Source organism: Pontibacillus sp. ALD_SL1 (genome assembly GCF_017355605.1).
Window position 1 is genome coordinate 2,664,680 of record NZ_CP062974.1, and the last position, 18,386, is coordinate 2,683,065.

At 41.2% G+C, this 18,386-nt stretch carries 14 protein-coding genes and 1 riboswitch; of the genes, 2 read left to right on the forward strand and 12 right to left on the reverse strand.

The annotated features are described in order from the left end of the window. Nucleotides 1-9: 9 nt before the first annotated feature. The 11 genes from pilM to IMZ31_RS13655 form a co-directional block, all read right to left on the reverse strand. Nucleotides 10-990 (reverse strand): type IV pilus biogenesis protein PilM, encoded by a 981-nt coding sequence (pilM, locus tag IMZ31_RS13605; protein ID WP_207527856.1) that lies wholly within the window; start codon nt 988-990, stop codon nt 10-12. Nucleotides 991-1,012: 22 nt separating this feature from the next. After that, nucleotides 1,013-1,765 (reverse strand): prepilin peptidase, encoded by a 753-nt coding sequence (locus tag IMZ31_RS13610; protein ID WP_242705568.1) that lies wholly within the window; start codon nt 1,763-1,765, stop codon nt 1,013-1,015. Nucleotides 1,766-1,833: 68 nt separating this feature from the next. Then, complete coding sequence (locus IMZ31_RS13615; RefSeq protein WP_207527858.1) at nt 1,834-2,268, reverse strand: pilus assembly FimT family protein; 435 nt, start codon at nt 2,266-2,268, stop codon at nt 1,834-1,836. An 80-nt stretch (nt 2,269-2,348) separates the two neighbouring features. Next, nucleotides 2,349-2,432: riboswitch (cyclic di-GMP riboswitch) on the reverse strand. Nucleotides 2,433-2,511: 79 nt separating this feature from the next. Continuing rightward, nucleotides 2,512-3,717 carry a type II secretion system F family protein gene (locus tag IMZ31_RS13620; protein ID WP_207527859.1) on the reverse strand — a complete coding sequence of 402 codons (1,206 nt, stop codon included), beginning with the start codon at nt 3,715-3,717 and terminating at the stop codon, nt 2,512-2,514. Between the two features lie 3 nt (nt 3,718-3,720). After that, complete coding sequence (locus IMZ31_RS13625) at nt 3,721-4,761, reverse strand: type IV pilus twitching motility protein PilT (protein WP_207527860.1); 1,041 nt, start codon at nt 4,759-4,761, stop codon at nt 3,721-3,723. A 12-nt stretch (nt 4,762-4,773) separates the two neighbouring features. Further along, nucleotides 4,774-6,396 (reverse strand): GspE/PulE family protein, encoded by a 1,623-nt coding sequence (locus IMZ31_RS13630; RefSeq protein ID WP_207527861.1) that lies wholly within the window; start codon nt 6,394-6,396, stop codon nt 4,774-4,776. A gap of 68 nt (nt 6,397-6,464) precedes the next feature. Further along, nucleotides 6,465-7,886 (reverse strand): VanW family protein, encoded by a 1,422-nt coding sequence (locus tag IMZ31_RS13635; protein ID WP_207527862.1) that lies wholly within the window; start codon nt 7,884-7,886, stop codon nt 6,465-6,467. 26 nt (nt 7,887-7,912) lie between these two features. Further along, nucleotides 7,913-8,953 carry a PRC-barrel domain-containing protein gene (locus tag IMZ31_RS13640; protein WP_207527863.1) on the reverse strand — a complete coding sequence of 347 codons (1,041 nt, stop codon included), beginning with the start codon at nt 8,951-8,953 and terminating at the stop codon, nt 7,913-7,915. Between the two features lie 28 nt (nt 8,954-8,981). Then, nucleotides 8,982-10,244 carry a hypothetical protein gene (locus IMZ31_RS13645; RefSeq protein ID WP_207527864.1) on the reverse strand — a complete coding sequence of 421 codons (1,263 nt, stop codon included), beginning with the start codon at nt 10,242-10,244 and terminating at the stop codon, nt 8,982-8,984. A 311-nt stretch (nt 10,245-10,555) separates the two neighbouring features. Next, a complete protein-coding gene (locus IMZ31_RS13650) occupies nt 10,556-12,292 on the reverse strand; it encodes a sensor domain-containing diguanylate cyclase (RefSeq protein ID WP_207527865.1) in 1,737 nt (578 codons plus the stop codon). 135 nt (nt 12,293-12,427) lie between these two features. Continuing rightward, a complete protein-coding gene (locus IMZ31_RS13655) occupies nt 12,428-13,693 on the reverse strand; it encodes a bifunctional folylpolyglutamate synthase/dihydrofolate synthase (protein ID WP_207527866.1) in 1,266 nt (421 codons plus the stop codon). Between the two features lie 198 nt (nt 13,694-13,891). Between IMZ31_RS13655 and IMZ31_RS13660 the strand changes: the two genes are divergently transcribed. Next, entirely contained in the window at nt 13,892-14,800 is a 909-nt protein-coding gene (locus tag IMZ31_RS13660) for an ATP-grasp domain-containing protein (protein WP_207527867.1), read from the forward strand. After that, complete coding sequence (locus IMZ31_RS13665) at nt 14,797-15,660, forward strand: ATP-grasp domain-containing protein (RefSeq protein WP_207527868.1); 864 nt, start codon at nt 14,797-14,799, stop codon at nt 15,658-15,660. Before IMZ31_RS13660 ends, IMZ31_RS13665 begins: the two co-directional genes overlap by 4 nt. A gap of 25 nt (nt 15,661-15,685) precedes the next feature. Here IMZ31_RS13665 and IMZ31_RS13670 read toward each other — a convergent pair whose 3' ends face one another. Then, nucleotides 15,686-18,328: a valine--tRNA ligase gene (locus IMZ31_RS13670; protein WP_207527869.1), complete on the reverse strand. Its 2,643-nt coding sequence runs from the start codon at nt 18,326-18,328 to the stop codon at nt 15,686-15,688. Nucleotides 18,329-18,386: the final 58 nt, after the last annotated feature.

Here is an 18,386-nt window from a genome sequence, read left to right on the forward strand (position 1 = left end):
TCTACCCGCCTATGGTTTCAGGGCTAAGCCAACGGACTCTGAATATCGAAATGGAATGACTCCGTCTTCGGCTATTGAAAATTCTTTAGAGTCTATCATTTTTACGTTCAACTGTAAATCGCGCTGGCACTTTTCATACACTTTATGTAACAAAGGAAAATCACCTGAGATTAATAGATTTGTAACAGCGGATTCGCCATTTGTGACAGAATAGCGATAGAAGTTCATAATGCGCTCGACTTCTCTCATCTGTTCCTCCATATAGGCCTCGATTTCTTGATCATCACCTGTAAAACGTACGTCTGTATCCCCTTCAACCGGTACTTCCCACAAGTTAGGATCTAATCCACTCTTCATGTAACGTGTAAATTGAGGATGGCAATTATGAAAAACCGTTAACACGACACCATCCAAATTCCACTGAAGGGACAGTAAATGATCCTCTGAACGGGCATGATCCAAATCATAATATAAACGGTATAAAGACAAAAAAGTCAGGTCCGCTACAGCTGGTTTCGTATTCGCATCTAATAGAACTGACTCAAAAGCCCGAACCCGTGATTCCGGATAGGCAAACAAGAGCACTTCGTTCATATTCGTCTTCTCTTCTAACACGACATAATCAAATACGGGCTCTTCAAAAGGAAGATGCAACCCTTCACCGATCTGCATATACAAGTATCCCTTTACCTCATCAGCCGTCTTTAAATCATTCGGAATATGAAACGGTTTAATAATAACGGAGGCATCTGGCACGCTAAAGTATACTTTCTTCTTACGCCACTCTTTCTCTTCAACCAACTCCTCAATAATAGAAGAGAGTTTCCTTGCATCCACGATCTTACCTTCTTCTATAATCCCACTTTCCAGATAACGTTCTCCGCAATCCACTATACCCGTTAGCTCCGGAGTGTCACATTCTATATATCGGAGTACATGGTCTTTAAATATAATGTTAATGCGCTCTTTTGACTTTCTAAGCTTGAACACACTCAGTCACCTGCCTTTCTGATTAGAATAAGTGAAGGTACCAATCAATAATAGGAGCTTTGAAGAAATAACTCGTTAAAGCACCTAACACAATGTAGGGTCCAAATGGAACTGGCTTTTTCCGATCAATCTTTTTAAACAAAAGCAACACTCCACTTATGAGAGATCCGTATAAAGTAGATAAGAAAAAAGCTAACAGCACTCCTGGCAATCCAAGCACAACGCCAATGACACCAAACAGCTTCATATCTCCACCACCCATACCGCCCTTGCTAGCAATAATAATGATGGCTGTTAAAATGAGACCTATCGCCCCTCCCGCTAACGAATCCCACCATGGGTCAAGAGGGGAAGCAATTCTACCAATAATGAGAAGCGGTAAGAAAAAGAGTAGGATTACATTAGGAATAAGCATATAGCTTAGATCGGTTACTGTAATAATAACGAGTAACGAAGTGAAAAGGAGTGCAACGATAAGTTCAGTGGAGAAGCCAAATCGTATAAAGCTATAAGCATACAAAAATCCCGTAGCCGCTTCGACTATCGGGTATAGGGGTGAAATACTCGTTTTACATTTGCGGCATTTGCCTTTTATGGTTATGTAGGAAAGTATCGGCACTAAATCATACCAGTTTAATGTGTATTTGCAATTTGGGCACTGAGATCTAGAACTCCTATTCATCTCTTTAATCGGTACTCTGAAACCCACCACATTAAAAAAAGAACCCAAAACCAACCCTACAGTAAAAACAATCGCATAACTGAAAGTATACAATTTATCTATCACCTTCTACTTTTTTCTAAAAGAAACACCCCTGTAAATACAGGGGTATAAATAAGTTATCAATCCGTAGTTGTAATCTTTGAGACATTATCTCTAATTATTTGATCTTTAGTTTTATATGCGGACTCACTTCCTAGTGAATATCCGTTTCCACCACTTACATATACACTGTATTTTTCGTCCCCATTAGTGTCAGTTTCTACTTTCACGCCACCAGTGAAGGTATTATTTTCTAAATAATCGTCAGAAGCCAGAGTAGCGAAAGATGCTGTAAAATCATAGTCATCTTCAGATAGCGCTTTTAATCGAGCTGCTTCCAATGCTTGTTCAGCACTTCTAACCACTGCATCTTTCTTACTATTCTCAATAACTCCAGCAATACTAGGCACTGCGATCGCCGCAATAATCCCTAAAATAACAATAACTGCAAGTAGTTCAACAAGCGTAAAACCTTTCTCATCTTTGTTCATCAATTGACGAAACTTCTTTAACATGAGTCTGTTCTCCCCTTTTTTATAATAAATAATTATGAAACTCTCATTACAAAAACGACCACACCATGAACATGTCTGTTGTTATGTACGGTCGGTTGCACTACTCGCTCCAGGGTGGCTAAGTGCCCATATACAGCCAACCTTTCGTCGCTTCCGGTGGTATCTTCATACGTGTAATCATCTACACCCATTATAGTAAATCCGTCTCATGATTACCACTATTATCTTATGAATTTAGCACATTTACCCAATTTGTTCAAAAATAGAGAACATTGGGATGGCAATGGCTGCTACAATCCCGCCGACGATCAGGGCAAGGAAAGCAATCATTATAGGTTCTATTAAACTTTTAATCCGATCTGTTGCGTAATCTAGCTCAGATTCATAGAAATCAGCCACTTTCCCTAGCATATGATCTAAAGAACCAGAGCTCTCCCCAACAGAAACCATCTGAGTCACAAGAGGAGGAAAGATCCAGTGCTTTTGCATCGGAGCTGCCATGGATTCTCCCTTTTCAAGGGATTTTCTTGTCGTTTTCAGGACCGATTCGACAACTTTATTGCCGACAATACGCTCTGTGATATAAACCGCTTGTAAAATCGGTACAGAACTATTAAATAATGAGCTCATCGTCCGTGTCATACGAGCTAATACCGCCTTTTGAATAAGAGGACCAAAGATAGGAATTCTTAATTTCACAAGGTCGAGTCCATAAGAGAATCGTGGGTACTGTTTCATATACTGAATTCCCCCATAAACAAGAAGTGGAATTACGATAAACAACCACCACATGCTCTGTGAAATTTCCCCTAAACTCATCACAAATTGTGTAATCGGAGGGATATCGCCTCCGAAGGACAGGAACATATCCGCAAACCTGGGCACGACGAAGCTTAATAAAAAGATCACGATCCCAATGGCAATAACCAACACAACGACCGGATATGCGAGAGCTGAAATGACCTTTTGTCGTGTGTCGTACTGCTTTTCATAATAACCAGCAAGCCGGTCAAGGATTTCATCAAGGTTCCCTCCAGCTTCACCGGCCCGAACCATATTGACGAATAAATCGGGGAAAATCTTGTGATGCTTTTCTGCCGCATCAGAGAAGGAAAGACCTCCTTCAAGATCTTCTGCTATTTGGGTGAGTGCTCGCTGAAGTGCTTTACTAGATGTCTGTTCTTTTAAAATATAAGTAGATTGAATGAGCGATATACCTGATTCAAGCAACGTCGCAAACTGGCGAAGGTAAATGACAAATTCTTTATTTTTCACCTGACTCCCTAGTTGTATATCTTTATACAAAATGCTGTTCAGCTCATTAATGGTTGCAACGGTCATCCCCTCTTCTTTTAATTTCCCAACAGCTTCTCGCTTAGAGTCAGCTTTTATACGTCCTTCCTTCATCTTCCCCTTAGGTGTACGAGCTTTGTACTTGAAGTAAGCCATTCTCTATTGCCCCCTCTCTTCTAAAAACGGGGCGGCCGCTTCTGTTGTGATAACCCCTTCCTCCACTAAAGCACGGACAGAAAAATCAAGAGTGTGCATGCCTTGGGCTTTGGACGTCTGAATGATATTAGGAATCTGGTGAATCTTCTCATTCCGGATAAGGTTCTTAACAGCAGACGTATTCATAAGAACTTCAGTAGCAGCCCGCCTCCCTTTCTTGTCCTTACGCTGAAACAAGCGCTGTGACACAATGGATTGAAGGACACTAGCTAACTGAATACGTACTTGCGTTTGCTGATTAGGTGGGAACACGTCGATAATTCGATCAATGGTGCTTGCTGCTCCGGTTGTATGAAGTGTCCCTAATACCAGATGTCCTGTTTCAGCAGCTGTAATAGCTGTCGAGATTGTCTCTAAATCTCTCATTTCTCCGACTAGGATGACATCAGGATCCTGACGCAAACAAGCACGTAAGCCATTGGCAAAGTTATTCGTATCGAACCCTACTTCCCGCTGATCGATAATGGAATACCGATGAGAGTGTAAATACTCTATTGGATCTTCGAGTGTAATAATATGTCGACGCATCGAGTTATTCATGTAATCAATCATGGATGCAAGCGTTGTTGACTTTCCGCTTCCTGTAGGTCCAGTAACGAGCACAAGCCCTTGAGGTTTCTCAGCAATTTCTCTTAATACATTAGGCATATGTAAGGCATCTAGTGTAGGGATTTCTGTCGGCACAATTCGAACAGCTAGTGATACACAATTCCGTTGGTGGTAAGCATTAATACGAAAACGTGACACACCAGGGATTCCGTAGGAGAAGTCGACCTCTCCTTTATCTTTAAACGTATCCCATAGTGTTTCTGACAGAATCGCTTTCGCCATCCCCAATGTATCATCTGGTCGCATCGTTTCTTTCCCGTACTGCTTTAAATCTCCGTGCAATCGAAAGATCGGAGGCACACCGACCGTTATATGGATATCCGAAGCTTTCAACTCAAATGCTGCCCTTAACAGTTTCTCAAATCGCTCTTTCATGAACACACCTCCTTACTCACTTTTAGCTACACGCAACACTTCTTCTGTCGTCGTATGTCCTTGCTTGACTTTAAGCAAGCCATCATCAACTAAAAAGATCATCCCCTTCTTCCAGGCGTACTCCTTAATCTGAGACATAGATCCGTTGTTCATCATCATTTTCCGAATCGTTTCATCAATGGTGAGCACTTCCTGAATGGCCATGCGGCCTCTGTAACCCGTATGCTGGCAACTATTACAACCTTCTCCTTTATAAACCGTTTCGGCCTTAAGCCCTCGCTTATGAAATAACTCTTTTTCTAGTTCAGTCGGTGTATAGGCTGTTTTACAATCACGACATATTTTCCGTACGAGCCGCTGAGCGACAATACCAGATACAGATGACATGACTAAGTAAGGCTCAACATCCATATCAATCAAACGAGGGATCGTAGCTATGGCACTGTTTGTGTGAAGCGTACTAAATACGAGGTGACCGGTTAAGGATGCTCGAATCGCAATCTCTGCTGTTTCTGAGTCTCTAATTTCTCCGACCATAATGATGTTCGGATCCTGTCTCAGGATTGAACGGAGACCAGCTGAAAAGGTGAGACCAATATTTGCATTCACCTGAACTTGATTGATTTTATCCAATTGATACTCAACAGGGTCTTCTACTGTAATAATATTGACATCGTCTGTGTTCAGATGATTTAAAGAAGCGTATAACGTAGACGACTTTCCTGAACCAGTAGGACCTGTAATTAAAACAAGACCTGAGGGCTGATTGACTAATTCGAGATAACGTTTATAGTTAATTTTGTTAAAGTCCAAGTCACTCAGTTTGCCCATTGCGCTACCGAGATTCAAAATTCGTATGACAATTTTCTCCCCATAAACGGTCGGCAAGGTCGATATTCGCAAGTCAACAGGGGTATGATCAATGAACGTCTTAATTCGTCCATCTTGAGGTAAACGAACTTCTGTAATATTCAAGTTAGCCATAATTTTCACACGAGCGGTCAATGAGTTTTGCATAGACTTTGAAAGTCCCTGTTCCGTTCGTAAGACGCCATCTACACGGTACCTGATTAGCACTTTCGTTTCTTGAGGATCAATATGAATGTCACTAGCCTTCATTTGAACGCCTGCTTGTAGCATTTGGTTTAATAACCTTATGGCCGGTGCATCATCAGGGTCATCTGACGGTTCTAAATCTTCCCCACTGTTTAAATTATAGTACTTGTTAATCGCCTGATAGATTTCGTCTTTTGTTGCGATTACAGGAGAGATTCGAAAACCTGTTGAGATTTGTAGGTCATCAATCGCATAGTAGTCCATCGGGTCATTCATGGCGACAACAATTTCATTCTCTTCTTTACTAATCGGTATTAAAATGTTTCGTCTGGCGAAATCTTTTGATATCAGCGACAGCAAATTCGTGTCGATTGGATATTGGTATAAAGAGATGTGAGGAATGCCTAGCTGAAATTCTAAAACTTCAATTAATTGCTGCTCGGTTATGTATCCTTTATCTAACAGCACATCTCCTAACTTTTGACCACTTTCTTTTGTCTCTAATGCTTCTTTAATTTGACCTTCATTAATCATGCCCGCTTCTTTTAACAAGTCACCCAGACGCTTACGTTCTGCCATTTTACGTTTTCCTCACTCTCTTCGTAAGGAAAATGCGAACCCTTATATCGAGTCCGCATTCCTTAACGTTATTCCCCTTTAGATGGACCTTCATCGGGACTCCATATTCCGTCTGTTCCGTCAGAATTTTGCCCTTCGTTATTATCGTCAGAATCTCCCGATAAACCTTCCTTTGATCCCTTTTTGGTTGTGGAATCATCCGACTTATTAGGATTTGTGTCATCTTCTGAACCATTTGAATTTGATTCAGAATCATCTTTCTCTTGATTATCTCCGTTACTACCTGAACCATTATCGTTCCCGGAGTCCGAGCCACTCTGGTCCGTGCCCCCGCTGTCTGAGGTAGCAGGTTCAACAGGCTCTGGACGCTCCTCTAATGTATGGACAGGAGCATAGTAATCCTGAGTAATAAATTCAGTATCGATGGCCTCATTGTTCTGATTATAGATTTCTCTGAACACGTCATAAGCAAGCCCTGTTTCGCCTTCTCTTTGCACTTTTGCTCCGGTTGCAAAGGCACTATACTGAATAATGGTGCGTGGTTCAATTTCACGCTCATTTTGAATGAGGACTTCATATTCCCTTGAAATCGGGTACCCTACAATTTGAACGGTAAGCGTGTCTTCACTCACCTCGAATTGTATCTTATAAGAGGACTCATTCGGGTTGAAGAAGACAAAGTCGTGTCCCTCTGATAAGTTCACACTCGCTTCCCTCCCCTTTTCCGCATATGTAGGGAGGTGTTGGCTAATGTGCCTCTGGATCATATCAAAGTTTGTTTGCAATACAGCTCCGTATAAACCAGATGCCATCACATTTAGTGCGGTTTGATTCTGGAGAGGAACGTTATTGACTTGTTCTAATAAAGATACATTTGACTTCGGTTCTATAACCAAACCCTCTAATTCATTTGTATACGTAAATACATCAGACCCATCAGGGATCTTCTGATTATACTCTGCAATAACACTGAATAGCGATTCTGTCCCGCTACTAACATAATCGTAAACAGAATAGGTCAACGATTTATCTGACAACACTTCGGCTTGTGACTTAATATCAGCAGTAAGCTGATCGAGGAGCAAATGATCGTACACTTCCTCACCAAATGCCTCTTTTTGTCCTTCTAGAGCCGATCGGTTAAACCGAACGGAGAGCGGATTAACGGTTCCCCCTTCTAAGTTTTCTAGTGTGTCAGCTACATCCACAGTTAAGAATTCTTCTGACAATACAATGGATTGTTCTTCTGTCATCATTTCAACCGGATGTAGATCAAGCCATTCTTGCACTCTGGTTTTAAGAGCATTCTCAGCTTCTGGGCGCGTTAGTCCATCTACCGATACTCCCCCTACTGTTGTTCCTTCTTCATATGTCTTAGGCCCTGCCATGACAACATCATAAGCAAATGCCCCACCAACAGAGAATCCATAAATAAACAGGGCCATTGCCAGGAGGTACATGAAAAATTTCAAATCCCACCGTTTATCCACAACGCATTCTCCCTATCTTTTATGGTTTAGCCTTCAACACTCATCGTCAGATCAACGACGACGCTAGGCCCTTGATCTTGAGCGAGCTTTACATCATCTTCTGTAAGCTGATCACCCTCGTTAAATAAAATGTTTCCACGAGAGTCGACGATATCTTTTTGAACCACTTTTCCTTTAAGAAGTTCCAGCTGCTTGTTATGAATACCTTCTAGTTTGGAAGCTGGCTTTTCTTTCTCCTCTTCTTCTATCATTTCTTCGACTTCATCAGATATAAGAGATTCTGAAGCCACCTCTCCCTCAGGCGTCACTTCTTCTACGAGCTCAAGCTGTGGTGAAGGATCTTCGTTAACGTCTTGACTCCATTCTCCTGTTGTTCCTTCACTTATAAGCGTACTCTCTACTTCATCTTGCGCAGAAAAAGCTGGCTTTTCTTCCGGAATCGTTACAGCCTTCTGAGCAGGAACTGTCTCTTCCACTTTCTCTTCTGCAGCTACAGCCACCGGTTCCTGCGTTACCGTTTCTTGTTGGGGCGAGTCGACTCGCTGCTCTTGAGGCCCACTTGGTTCACCTGTCAGCTCTTCAAGGGTTGTGACATACTGCATTAACGCCTTTTCGCTCACAATCGTCATGTGCTCGCTATATGTAACGACAGAAGTGCTATCTAATACCACTTCTTTATCCCCCATTTGGACAGATGCGGCAATCACTTTGCCCGTGTCATCATTCACATAATACTCGGTAACTTCCCCAATAAGTTGCCCTTTTCGGGTCATAACTTTAGAGCCAATAATTTTTACTTTCTTATTAATTAATTCATTCGCAATAGGGATCTCATCCAGATCAAGAATCGCTGTATTGCTCTCAATTGTGACTGCATACTCCCCAACACCAATAACCTTCTTAAAAGGGATTGCTTTCACACTTACTTGCCACTCTTTATGCTCAATCGTTAGAAAGTCAACGTGCCCCTCATCTGGGTTAATGACAAGTGACTTAACTCTTCCAACTTCCTTACCATCAACAATACTTATAATGGGTAATTCCGTAATTTCATGACTTCTTTTCATTGTTCATCACACCTATTTCCTTAGTAGTCTATGAATCTGTTACGTGTTCTTTCGCGAAGTCTTTTATATATTGAAGTTCCTCTTTAATAATGGGATAATCAGAAAACTTATTCATTAGTTCAGGGAGCCATTCATCTAATTCTTGGTAATTTTGATTTCGAATATGATGCTGCACCAGCAAAGAGGCAAATGTATAGTAGTCTTGAGCTGGCAATGAAGGCTGTAAGAACTGCTTTACGTACTGTTCATAATTGTGAGAAGACAAGATCTCTTCCTGGACCATGACTTCCTCCACAAGAGTATGAAGCATTTGCGTTTGGAACACACTCTTTAATGGTGTAGCTGACCCTTTAGAAGACTCTCTTTCTAGCGGAGCTTCCTCCTCCAGTGCATCCTGCTCATCCTCGATATGCTCTACCATTTCAAATGCAGACAATCCAGACTCGTTAACCTCTTGACCTTCGACTTCAACCTCTTCTTGATCAACGTCTTCACTGGCTAACGACTCAAAGTCTTCCAGAACCTCATCTCTCAACGTAAATTCTTCTTCATCCATTTCTCCAACAGGCTCAAGTACATCATCTTGATCAACCCATTCAGGAGCAGAGTCCTCCACTGTTCGATCGACGTTGTCCTCTTCTGTGTAATCTTCTTCAATGACTTCTAAGATAGAGGATCGTTCGACAAAAGCGTCCTCTTGAACGTCTTCTATCTCTTCACCATCTCCCTCAACCCAATCAGAACGGGCGGCTAAAAGTTCTTCTTCAGGAGAAACAACAGGTTTATCTGTATTCAATGGTTCCTCTTCAATTATGACATCCAGGTCCGACGGTTCTTCTTCGAGATCTGGAGCAACATCTGATAACTCTTCCTGAAGAACCTCCTCTTCTTTACTATCGTCAGAAAGGGACTCTCCTTCAACCGTTGAAGAAATGATTGAGTCACTTTTCTCTTTTTTCATCTCGTCATCTTTACTTAAAGCAACAGGTTCAATGTCTTCCACACCCTTATGTACCGGTTCATTTGATACAGACGTTCCCGTATCACGTACTAGTATGAACTGTTGTAAACGTCGGTTTAGCAATAACGCCAATAGAAAAGCTAATAAAACTAAAATTAAACTACTCTGCCACCAGGTGAATGTAACCTTTGAGGCATACGTCGCCAAAGCAATTAAAGCGGAAGCTCCTATTAAGTAGAGTTTCCCTTTACGATCCATATGTATAGGTATGTAGGAAACCCCTATTAACAAAATTCCTATTGCAATGAGAGCACCGATATATCCAGCCAAAATCCCACCTCTTCCTCTATCTCAAAACTAGTACTAAAGTAAGGAAATCCCTATCATGCAGAGACATTATTCCGTAAACTTCTACAAAATTTAATTGTAAAACCTATATTTCTGTATAAAATGTAATGTTATAGAATCATTGTATAATAAAGTAAAGGTATTTAAAAGGTCCTATTTCAGTCACTATACAAGACCTAATTTTATTCCAGTTTAAGGATTTAGGCTATCGCATGGAAGGGCTATTCCCGTTTCAAAGACGACCATCGACTATGTGGAGGATTTATTACTTCAATAAAAAACGGCTGAGTTCATCACTCAGCCGCTTCTAAGACCCTTTCATAGCTCGCCACTTTGTTACGCCCTTGTTGCTTCGCACCCACGTACATCGCCCGATCAGCGTGCCTGACTAGTTCAACAGGGCTTTCACAATCTTCAGGGAAAGTCGCTACTCCAATACTTGCTGTTAGCCAAGCCTCTATGGCTCCTTTGTGATCTGTAATATGTTCTTTAAGACGAAACGGGACCGAAGATATGCGGTGACGAAGTTCCTCTGCTATGGCAAGACTTTTTTCTCTACCCACTCCAGGCAAGAAGACTACAAACTCTTCCCCTCCATAACGAGCAACGGTACCATCATCTCCTACGATGTTCGATAAACGGACGGCTAACTCGCAAAGTGCCTCATTGCCACTCTCATGCCCGTACTGATCATTCACTCTCTTAAAATGATCCAAGTCTAACAATATAACAGACGCATATACCTTTTCCCCTACTTGCTCATAGGTGTCTGCATAATCACTAACAAGATTCTCAAAGTAACGATAATTGTACAGTTTCGTTAACGGACAAAGCTCGCTTCTTCGCTTCGTTTCTTCATAGTGCCTTGCATTCTGAATCGCTACAGCCATATAGTTAGCTAGAATTCCCACAAGCATGAGCTGAAACTTCTCATATGACCTTTTCTTATGAGAGGCAATGGTAATAATACCCTCAATCTTGTTATTTCGTTCAATAGGAACAGACATAATGCTCTCTACTTTTTTAGGAATGAGATCTGACCGAATATGTCTCCACTTTTTTCTAGACTGATAGAGAACAGGTTGGCCGCTAGCATACACGGACTGACTGACACCTTCAAATGATGAGAATTGGGGATTTTGAAACCCGATATTTTTGTCCCCATCGAAATATCTTATTAATTCAAGATCATCTTTATTCTTCCGATCAAAAATATAAACATAATCGACATGAAAAAGCACAGTCAAACTTTCTACAAACCGGTCTAGTACTTCACCTACTTTTAGGCGCCCTGTAAGCTCTTGTCCAATTTCATTTGCTTTTTGCAAATACTCGTTCACATTTTGACTAGCGTAGTAGAGAGTTAAAATAAGGGATAAACCAACAAACGGAAGGCCCACATAGTAGATTGCCGCTTCACCTATTTCCATATATAAAACGTATAAAACAAATCCGATCGGCATCACAATGGCTGTGTTCCCTAAATCCCAGAAGAACTCTTTATCAAAAATCGTTCCCTTATTCCCCAGAAAATAATTCCGTACAAAATATATGAAAACATGGTTCAGGATAAACTGAGACAACACATACCCAATAATAGGAATTGCATCACTCGGCGTTGCAAAAGCCGATGGCCCATGGGACCCTCCTAATGCATAATAAAAAAGGGCAGAGCCTAGTGATACAAATAGGAACATCGTTAAATTAAGAGGGAGTTTGTACCAGTAAGGCCTTGAGAGTTTCACCTTTGATATTGATACAATGTAGGCAATCTGTGTCATAATCATTTCAAAAAATAACCCAAAATATAAAAATACAGCAAGACTTATCCCGTGAATGAAAATAATCGGGCTATTATGAATGACGATTGGAAAGAGCGCCACAATCACCATCATAAATGCAAAAGAAAGAAGGTCAAACTCCCCTCCTTGCATCTGTGGGTTCGTTACTACAAACACCGTGGTAATGACCCCTGGCCAGAGTATTGCCCATATACTCCATAAGGCCACCGTCTTTTGTTTTGATATCATCCCTGCATCCCCTATCTCCATCAATCGAATCTCATACACTATTTAAGTCTTATTAAAGGTAATTTTTAGAAAAAACTAATACTTTTATATTAGCACATAACACCTATTCGTTCAAAAATTTCTGAATAGTTGTTCTTATTTATTTTTCTTTCTATTTACATACTCCTTAACCATTGGAAGCCAGTATAGAGAGCCGGCAATAACTAGGACATCTTCATTAAGGTCTTCCCAAATTTCATCAATGTACTTCTCCCAATTTGAAACTATTTTAGGGTCAGCAGTTGTAGAGAAGGAAGCAAGGTACTCAGGGGTAGAAGATCTCATGTTTTGAAAAGTGGTGAACACAACTTCATCAAATGCCTCTTCTAATAACGGGATCATTTGAGCTAAAGGCTTGTCTTTGAGCGCGGTGTATAACAACGTTTTCTTCTTATGAGGATAGCTCTGATTGACTGTATCGATTAACGACTCTGTACCTGACAAGTTATGAGCACCATCTATGATAACGGTAGGTTTCGAGGAAATCGTTTCAAATCTACCACTATACTTCACCTTCTGAAAGGAGTTGGCTGCCTCTTCACTATTCACTCCTTTAAGTAGTGAGAGCCCCATTAGCGCAAGGCTACTATTTTTTTGTTGATGTTTGCCTGGAAGGGAAACACGAATTCCTTCGAGTACCAGATCTTGAGACATAAAGGAATAGCCCTCATCCTTCTCACTTATGTAAAACGCTTCTCCCCATTGATAAAGGGGAGCATTGTTCCTTACAGCATAATCTTTTACAACCTGCTTTGCTTCAACTTGTGTAACACCTGAGACGATAGGAGTCCGATTTTTAATAATCCCTGCCTTTTGAGAAGCAATCGCTTCAATCGTGTCCCCTAGAAAAGCCGTATGATCAAGATCAATCATTGTAATGATACTAAGGACAGGTTCGAGCACATTTGTAGAATCACCACTCCCCCCCATTCCGGTTTCAAATAAACTAATGGTGGAATCGTCACGTGAAAAAAGAATCGCCACCATGACGAGAATTTCAAATTCTGAAGGACCATCTTCATTTTCATCCAATTCCTTCACAACAGGATAAAGGGTATTGATATAATGGATAAAGCGTTCTTCAGAAATGGGTTCGTTTTGAAGAAAAATGTGCTCTCGTACAGAACCAAAAGACGGTGATACGAAGCTAGTCACACGAAACCCCTGGTCGATTAAAGCTCCCTTCATAAAAGCAAGTGTAGAGCCTTTTCCATTCGTACCAGCGATATGAACCGCTTTTATATCTTTATGAGGGTTGTTTAATGCTTCAAGCATGTTTATCATACGACCAAAACCAGGTTTAATCCCTAACCCTTTTCGGTCATTAAAAAATTGATTGATTTGTTCCATTGTCGTAAACATATGCGAACCTCCATTTCATCCTTATTTTATCCTAAAATAGGACAGGTTCCAAAGACAGGTCATATAGTATCGGAGCTGAGTCACTATCGATAGAGAACGTTTCCGTTAGCTTTAATAAAGCCAGGGCATTTGATAACGGACCTATACCTACTTAATAATCAACAATCAACATAACTCATTAATTAAAGGAGTGATCCTATGCATGGATGGATTGTTTATAACGGACACCTGAAAAGCCCTAAATTTCTTGATTACGCTGAACTTGTTCAAGAAGCTGCGCATCAAAAAGGGATCTCGATGACCATTTATCCCAATCATGAACTTTTAAGTACCTTATCTGGTCAAGATAGGAGCATCGTGGGTGCCTCTACAGACACACGCCCTGATTTTGTCATCTTTGGAGACAAAGATGTTCTTCTTGCCCGCCAGCTAGAATCAATGGGTATACCGGTGTACAATTCAGCTGATGCGATTGAGGCATGTGATCATAAAGGTGTTATGTATCAACGGTTAGCTCAAAAACAACTTCCTATACCGAAAACGATTTTAGGACCTAAGATTTTCATAAAGACAGATGATTTACATTTAACCCACCTTGTTAATGAAGGAGAAAAACTAGGCTTCCCGCTTATTATAAAAGAAGCGTATGGTTCCTTTGGTGAGCAAGTCTATCTCGTACATACGAAAGAAAAAATGATGGAAAAACTAAAAACCATCCACAATCGTCCATTCATGCTTCAGCAGTTCATCTCAGCTAGTTATGGACGGGACGTTCGTCTCAATGTTGTCGGTGAGAAGGTCGTTGCTTCAATGCTCCGTTACTCTGAACATGACTTCAGAGCGAACGTAACAACGGGTGGTAAAATGGAGCCCTATTCCTCTTCTGATGCAGAGAAAGAACTCGCAATTAGAGCAAGTAAAGCGATAGGTACAGCCTTTTGTGGTGTAGACCTTCTTTATGATGAAGAGGAACAGCCGGTTATTTGCGAAGTAAATGGCAATGCACAAATTCGAAATATTTATGAATGCACAGGCATTAATGTGGCTGAAAAGATGATCGAGTATGTGATTGAACAGCAAAGTAAGGAAGGAGAGAAAGATACATGAACGGATGGCTCATCTATTCCGATCAAGATGCAGGCCGAAATCAGGCCTTTATCAAATGGATGATTGAAGAAGCCACGCAGAAGGGGCTACAACTTACTTTTGTACCAAAAGAAAAGATCACCATAGGCCTTCGAAATAGCCGTCCTGTTTTACTCTTACAAGGCGAGGAAGCTTCTTTGCCTTCATTCGCTATTATAAGGACTATTGATTCTATACTTACGCTTCATTTCGAAGAGTTAGGAGTGAAGACGTTCAATTCTTCCCATGTAAGTGAAATATGTAACAACAAATGGAAAACACATCAATACCTGGCCCCTCACAATATACCGATGATGGAAACCTTTTTTCTGAAGGGCGTTGATTTCAATCCAACAGAAGCTCCACTCCCCTACCCTTATATCATAAAAAAGGTTGATTCAAGAGGAGGAAAAGATGTTCACTGGATCGATTCTGTTGAGGAGGCTTCAGAACTTGCTCCGACGTTGAAAGGCCAAGATCTCATCCTCCAACAACCAGCCCCTATTCTTGGGAAAGATTTACGGGTGTTTGTAGTGGGACAAGAAATTGTAGCTGCCATACTAAGAGAGAGCTCATCTGACTTTAAAGCAAATTATACTCTTGGAGGCACTGCCAGACTATATCCTTTATCACCGAAGGAAAAAACTCACATCGAGCGCATCATTAGCCTTTTCTCATTTGGAATGGTGGGAATTGACTTCTTATTCGATGAGGAGGGAAACCTACTCTTAAATGAAATAGAAGATGTGGTTGGTAGCCGGACGCTTAGCGCAAAGAGCTCCATCAATATCGTAGAGAAATATATGAATCATATCTACACCGAATTAAAAAACTCCGTCTAGTTCGTTACTAGACGGAGTTTTCTTATTAGGACTTGAGCTCTTTGATACGAGCGTCCACTTTATCACGTTTGTCGATATAGTCCTGCTCTTTATCGCGCTCAGCTTGAACAATATGTTCAGGAGCTTTGTTTACAAATTTATCGTTAGAGAGTTTCTTCTGTACAAGCTGTACCTCAGAATCCCATTTCTCACGTTCTTTTTGGAGGCGAGCAATTTCTTCCTCGATATCAATTAAGCCTTCTAATGGCAGATAAAGTTCAGCACCAGTAATAACAGCAGACATTGCCTTGTCAGGAGCTGTTAGATTTGCATCAATTATAAGCTCACTAGGGTTACAGAAGCGATCTAAATAATGACGATTTGCTTCTAGCTGTTCCGCTATTTCATCTGTGTTTGCTTTAATCATCAACTGGATTTGTTTCGACATCGGTGTGTCTACTTCTGCACGGATGTTACGAACAGAACGGATGATCGCTACAAGCTGCTTCATTTGTTCAGACGCTTCTTCATGGTGAAGGTCTTTACGTACTTCTGGCCAGCTCGCTACCGTAATGGATTCACCTTTAGTCGGAAGTGCCTGCCAGATTTCCTCTGTGATGAACGGCATGAATGGATGAAGCATGCGCATTGTGTTATCCAATACATAAGCGAGGATCGAACGAGTCGTCTTCTTCTTAGCTTCGTCTTCACCGTAAAGAGGGAGCTTCGCCATTTCAATGTACCAATCACAGAAGTCATCCCAGATAAAGTTGTATAAGTGACGTCCCGCTTCACCAAATTCGTATTTATCAACATTGCGCGTTACTTGTTCAACCGTTTCGTTTAAACGAGTTAGAATCCAGTAATCCGCTACAGATTTCTCACCTGTTAAGTCGATTTCTTCATTAGTGATCCCATCCATATTCATAAGGGCGAAACGAGATGCGTTCCATATCTTATTCGCAAAGTTCCAAGTAGACTCTACTTTTTCCCATTGGAAGCGTAGATCCTGACCTGGTGTTGAGCCTGTCGCTAAGAAGTAACGCAGAGAATCAGCACCGTACTTATCAATAACATCCATCGGATCGACACCATTTCCAAGAGACTTACTCATCTTGCGTCCTTCAGCATCCCTTACAAGACCATGAATCAGTACGTCTTTAAATGGACGACGCTCTGTGAATTCAATGGATTGGAAGATCATACGAGATACCCAGAAGAAGATAATGTCATAACCCGTAACAAGGACGTCAGTAGGGAAATAACGCTTATAGTCTTCATTAGCCTCATCTGGCCAGCCCATTGTAGAGAATGGCCAAAGCGCAGAGGAGAACCATGTATCTAATACATCGTTATCTTGCTCCCAGTTCTCAATATCTTCTGGCTCTTCACGACCTACATACAGTTCACCTGTTTCTTTGTGGTACCAGGCCGGAATACGGTGCCCCCACCATAGCTGACGTGAAATACACCAGTCACGGATGTTTTCCATCCAGTTTAGGTATGTTTTCTCAAATCGATCTGGAACGAAGTTAACTTTATCGTTTCCTTCTTGAAGGCTAATCGCTTCCTTCGCTAATGGCTCCATATTTACGAACCACTGTGTCGAAAGGTATGGTTCTACAACAGCACCACTACGCTCTGAGTGTCCAACAGAATGCATATGCTCTTCAATTTCGAATAAAATGCCTTCTTCTTGTAGATCTTTAACAAGCTGTTTACGGCATTCGAAACGATCCATGCCTTTATATTTGCCAGCATTTTCGTTCATCGTTCCATCTTCATTCATAACAAGAATACGCTCTAAATCATGACGGTTTCCAATTTCAAAGTCATTTGGATCGTGAGCAGGTGTAATCTTCACTGCTCCGCTACCAAACTCCATATCAACATAGTCATCGCCTACGATTTCAATTTCGCGACCAACGATAGGAAGGGTTACTTTCTTACCAATCAAATGCTTATAACGATCATCTTCAGGATGAACCGCAACAGCTGTATCCCCTAGCATCGTCTCTGGACGTGTTGTTGCAATCTCAATATGACCTGATCCATCAGCTAATGGATACTTCATGTGGTAGAAGTGTCCCTGAACATCATGATAGATTACTTCAATATCAGAAAGAGCCGTTTTAGTGGTCGGGTCCCAGTTAATAATGTATTCGCCGCGGTAAATATAGTCTTTCTCATAAAGGGTTACGAATACTTCTCGAACGGCATCAGATAGACCGTTATCTAATGTGAAGCGCTCACGAGAGTAATCTAAGCCTAAACCAAGCTTCTCCCATTGCTTTCGGATGAATGTTGCATATTCTTCTTTCCATTCCCAAGATTTCTCAAGGAATTGTTCGCGGCCCAGGTCATAACGGGAGGTACCTTGTTCCTTTAACTTCGCCTCTACTTTCGCTTGGGTAGCAATACCAGCGTGATCCATACCAGGTAACCATAGTACATCGTAACCTTGCATACGCTTCACACGTGTAATAATATCTTGTAATGTTGTATCCCATGCGTGTCCAAGGTGTAATTTACCTGTTACGTTTGGGGGTGGAATGACAACTGTGAAAGGTTCTTTACTCTTGTCATCTTTTGCTTCAAAAAATTTGCCATCTACCCAATAATCATAGCGACCTTTTTCAATCGCATTTGGGTCATATTTCGTTGGAAGAGATACTTCATGATTCTCCATACGAGTTCCTCCTTTATCGCGCATACCGGAAGGGGAGTTACACAAAAAAATCCATTTC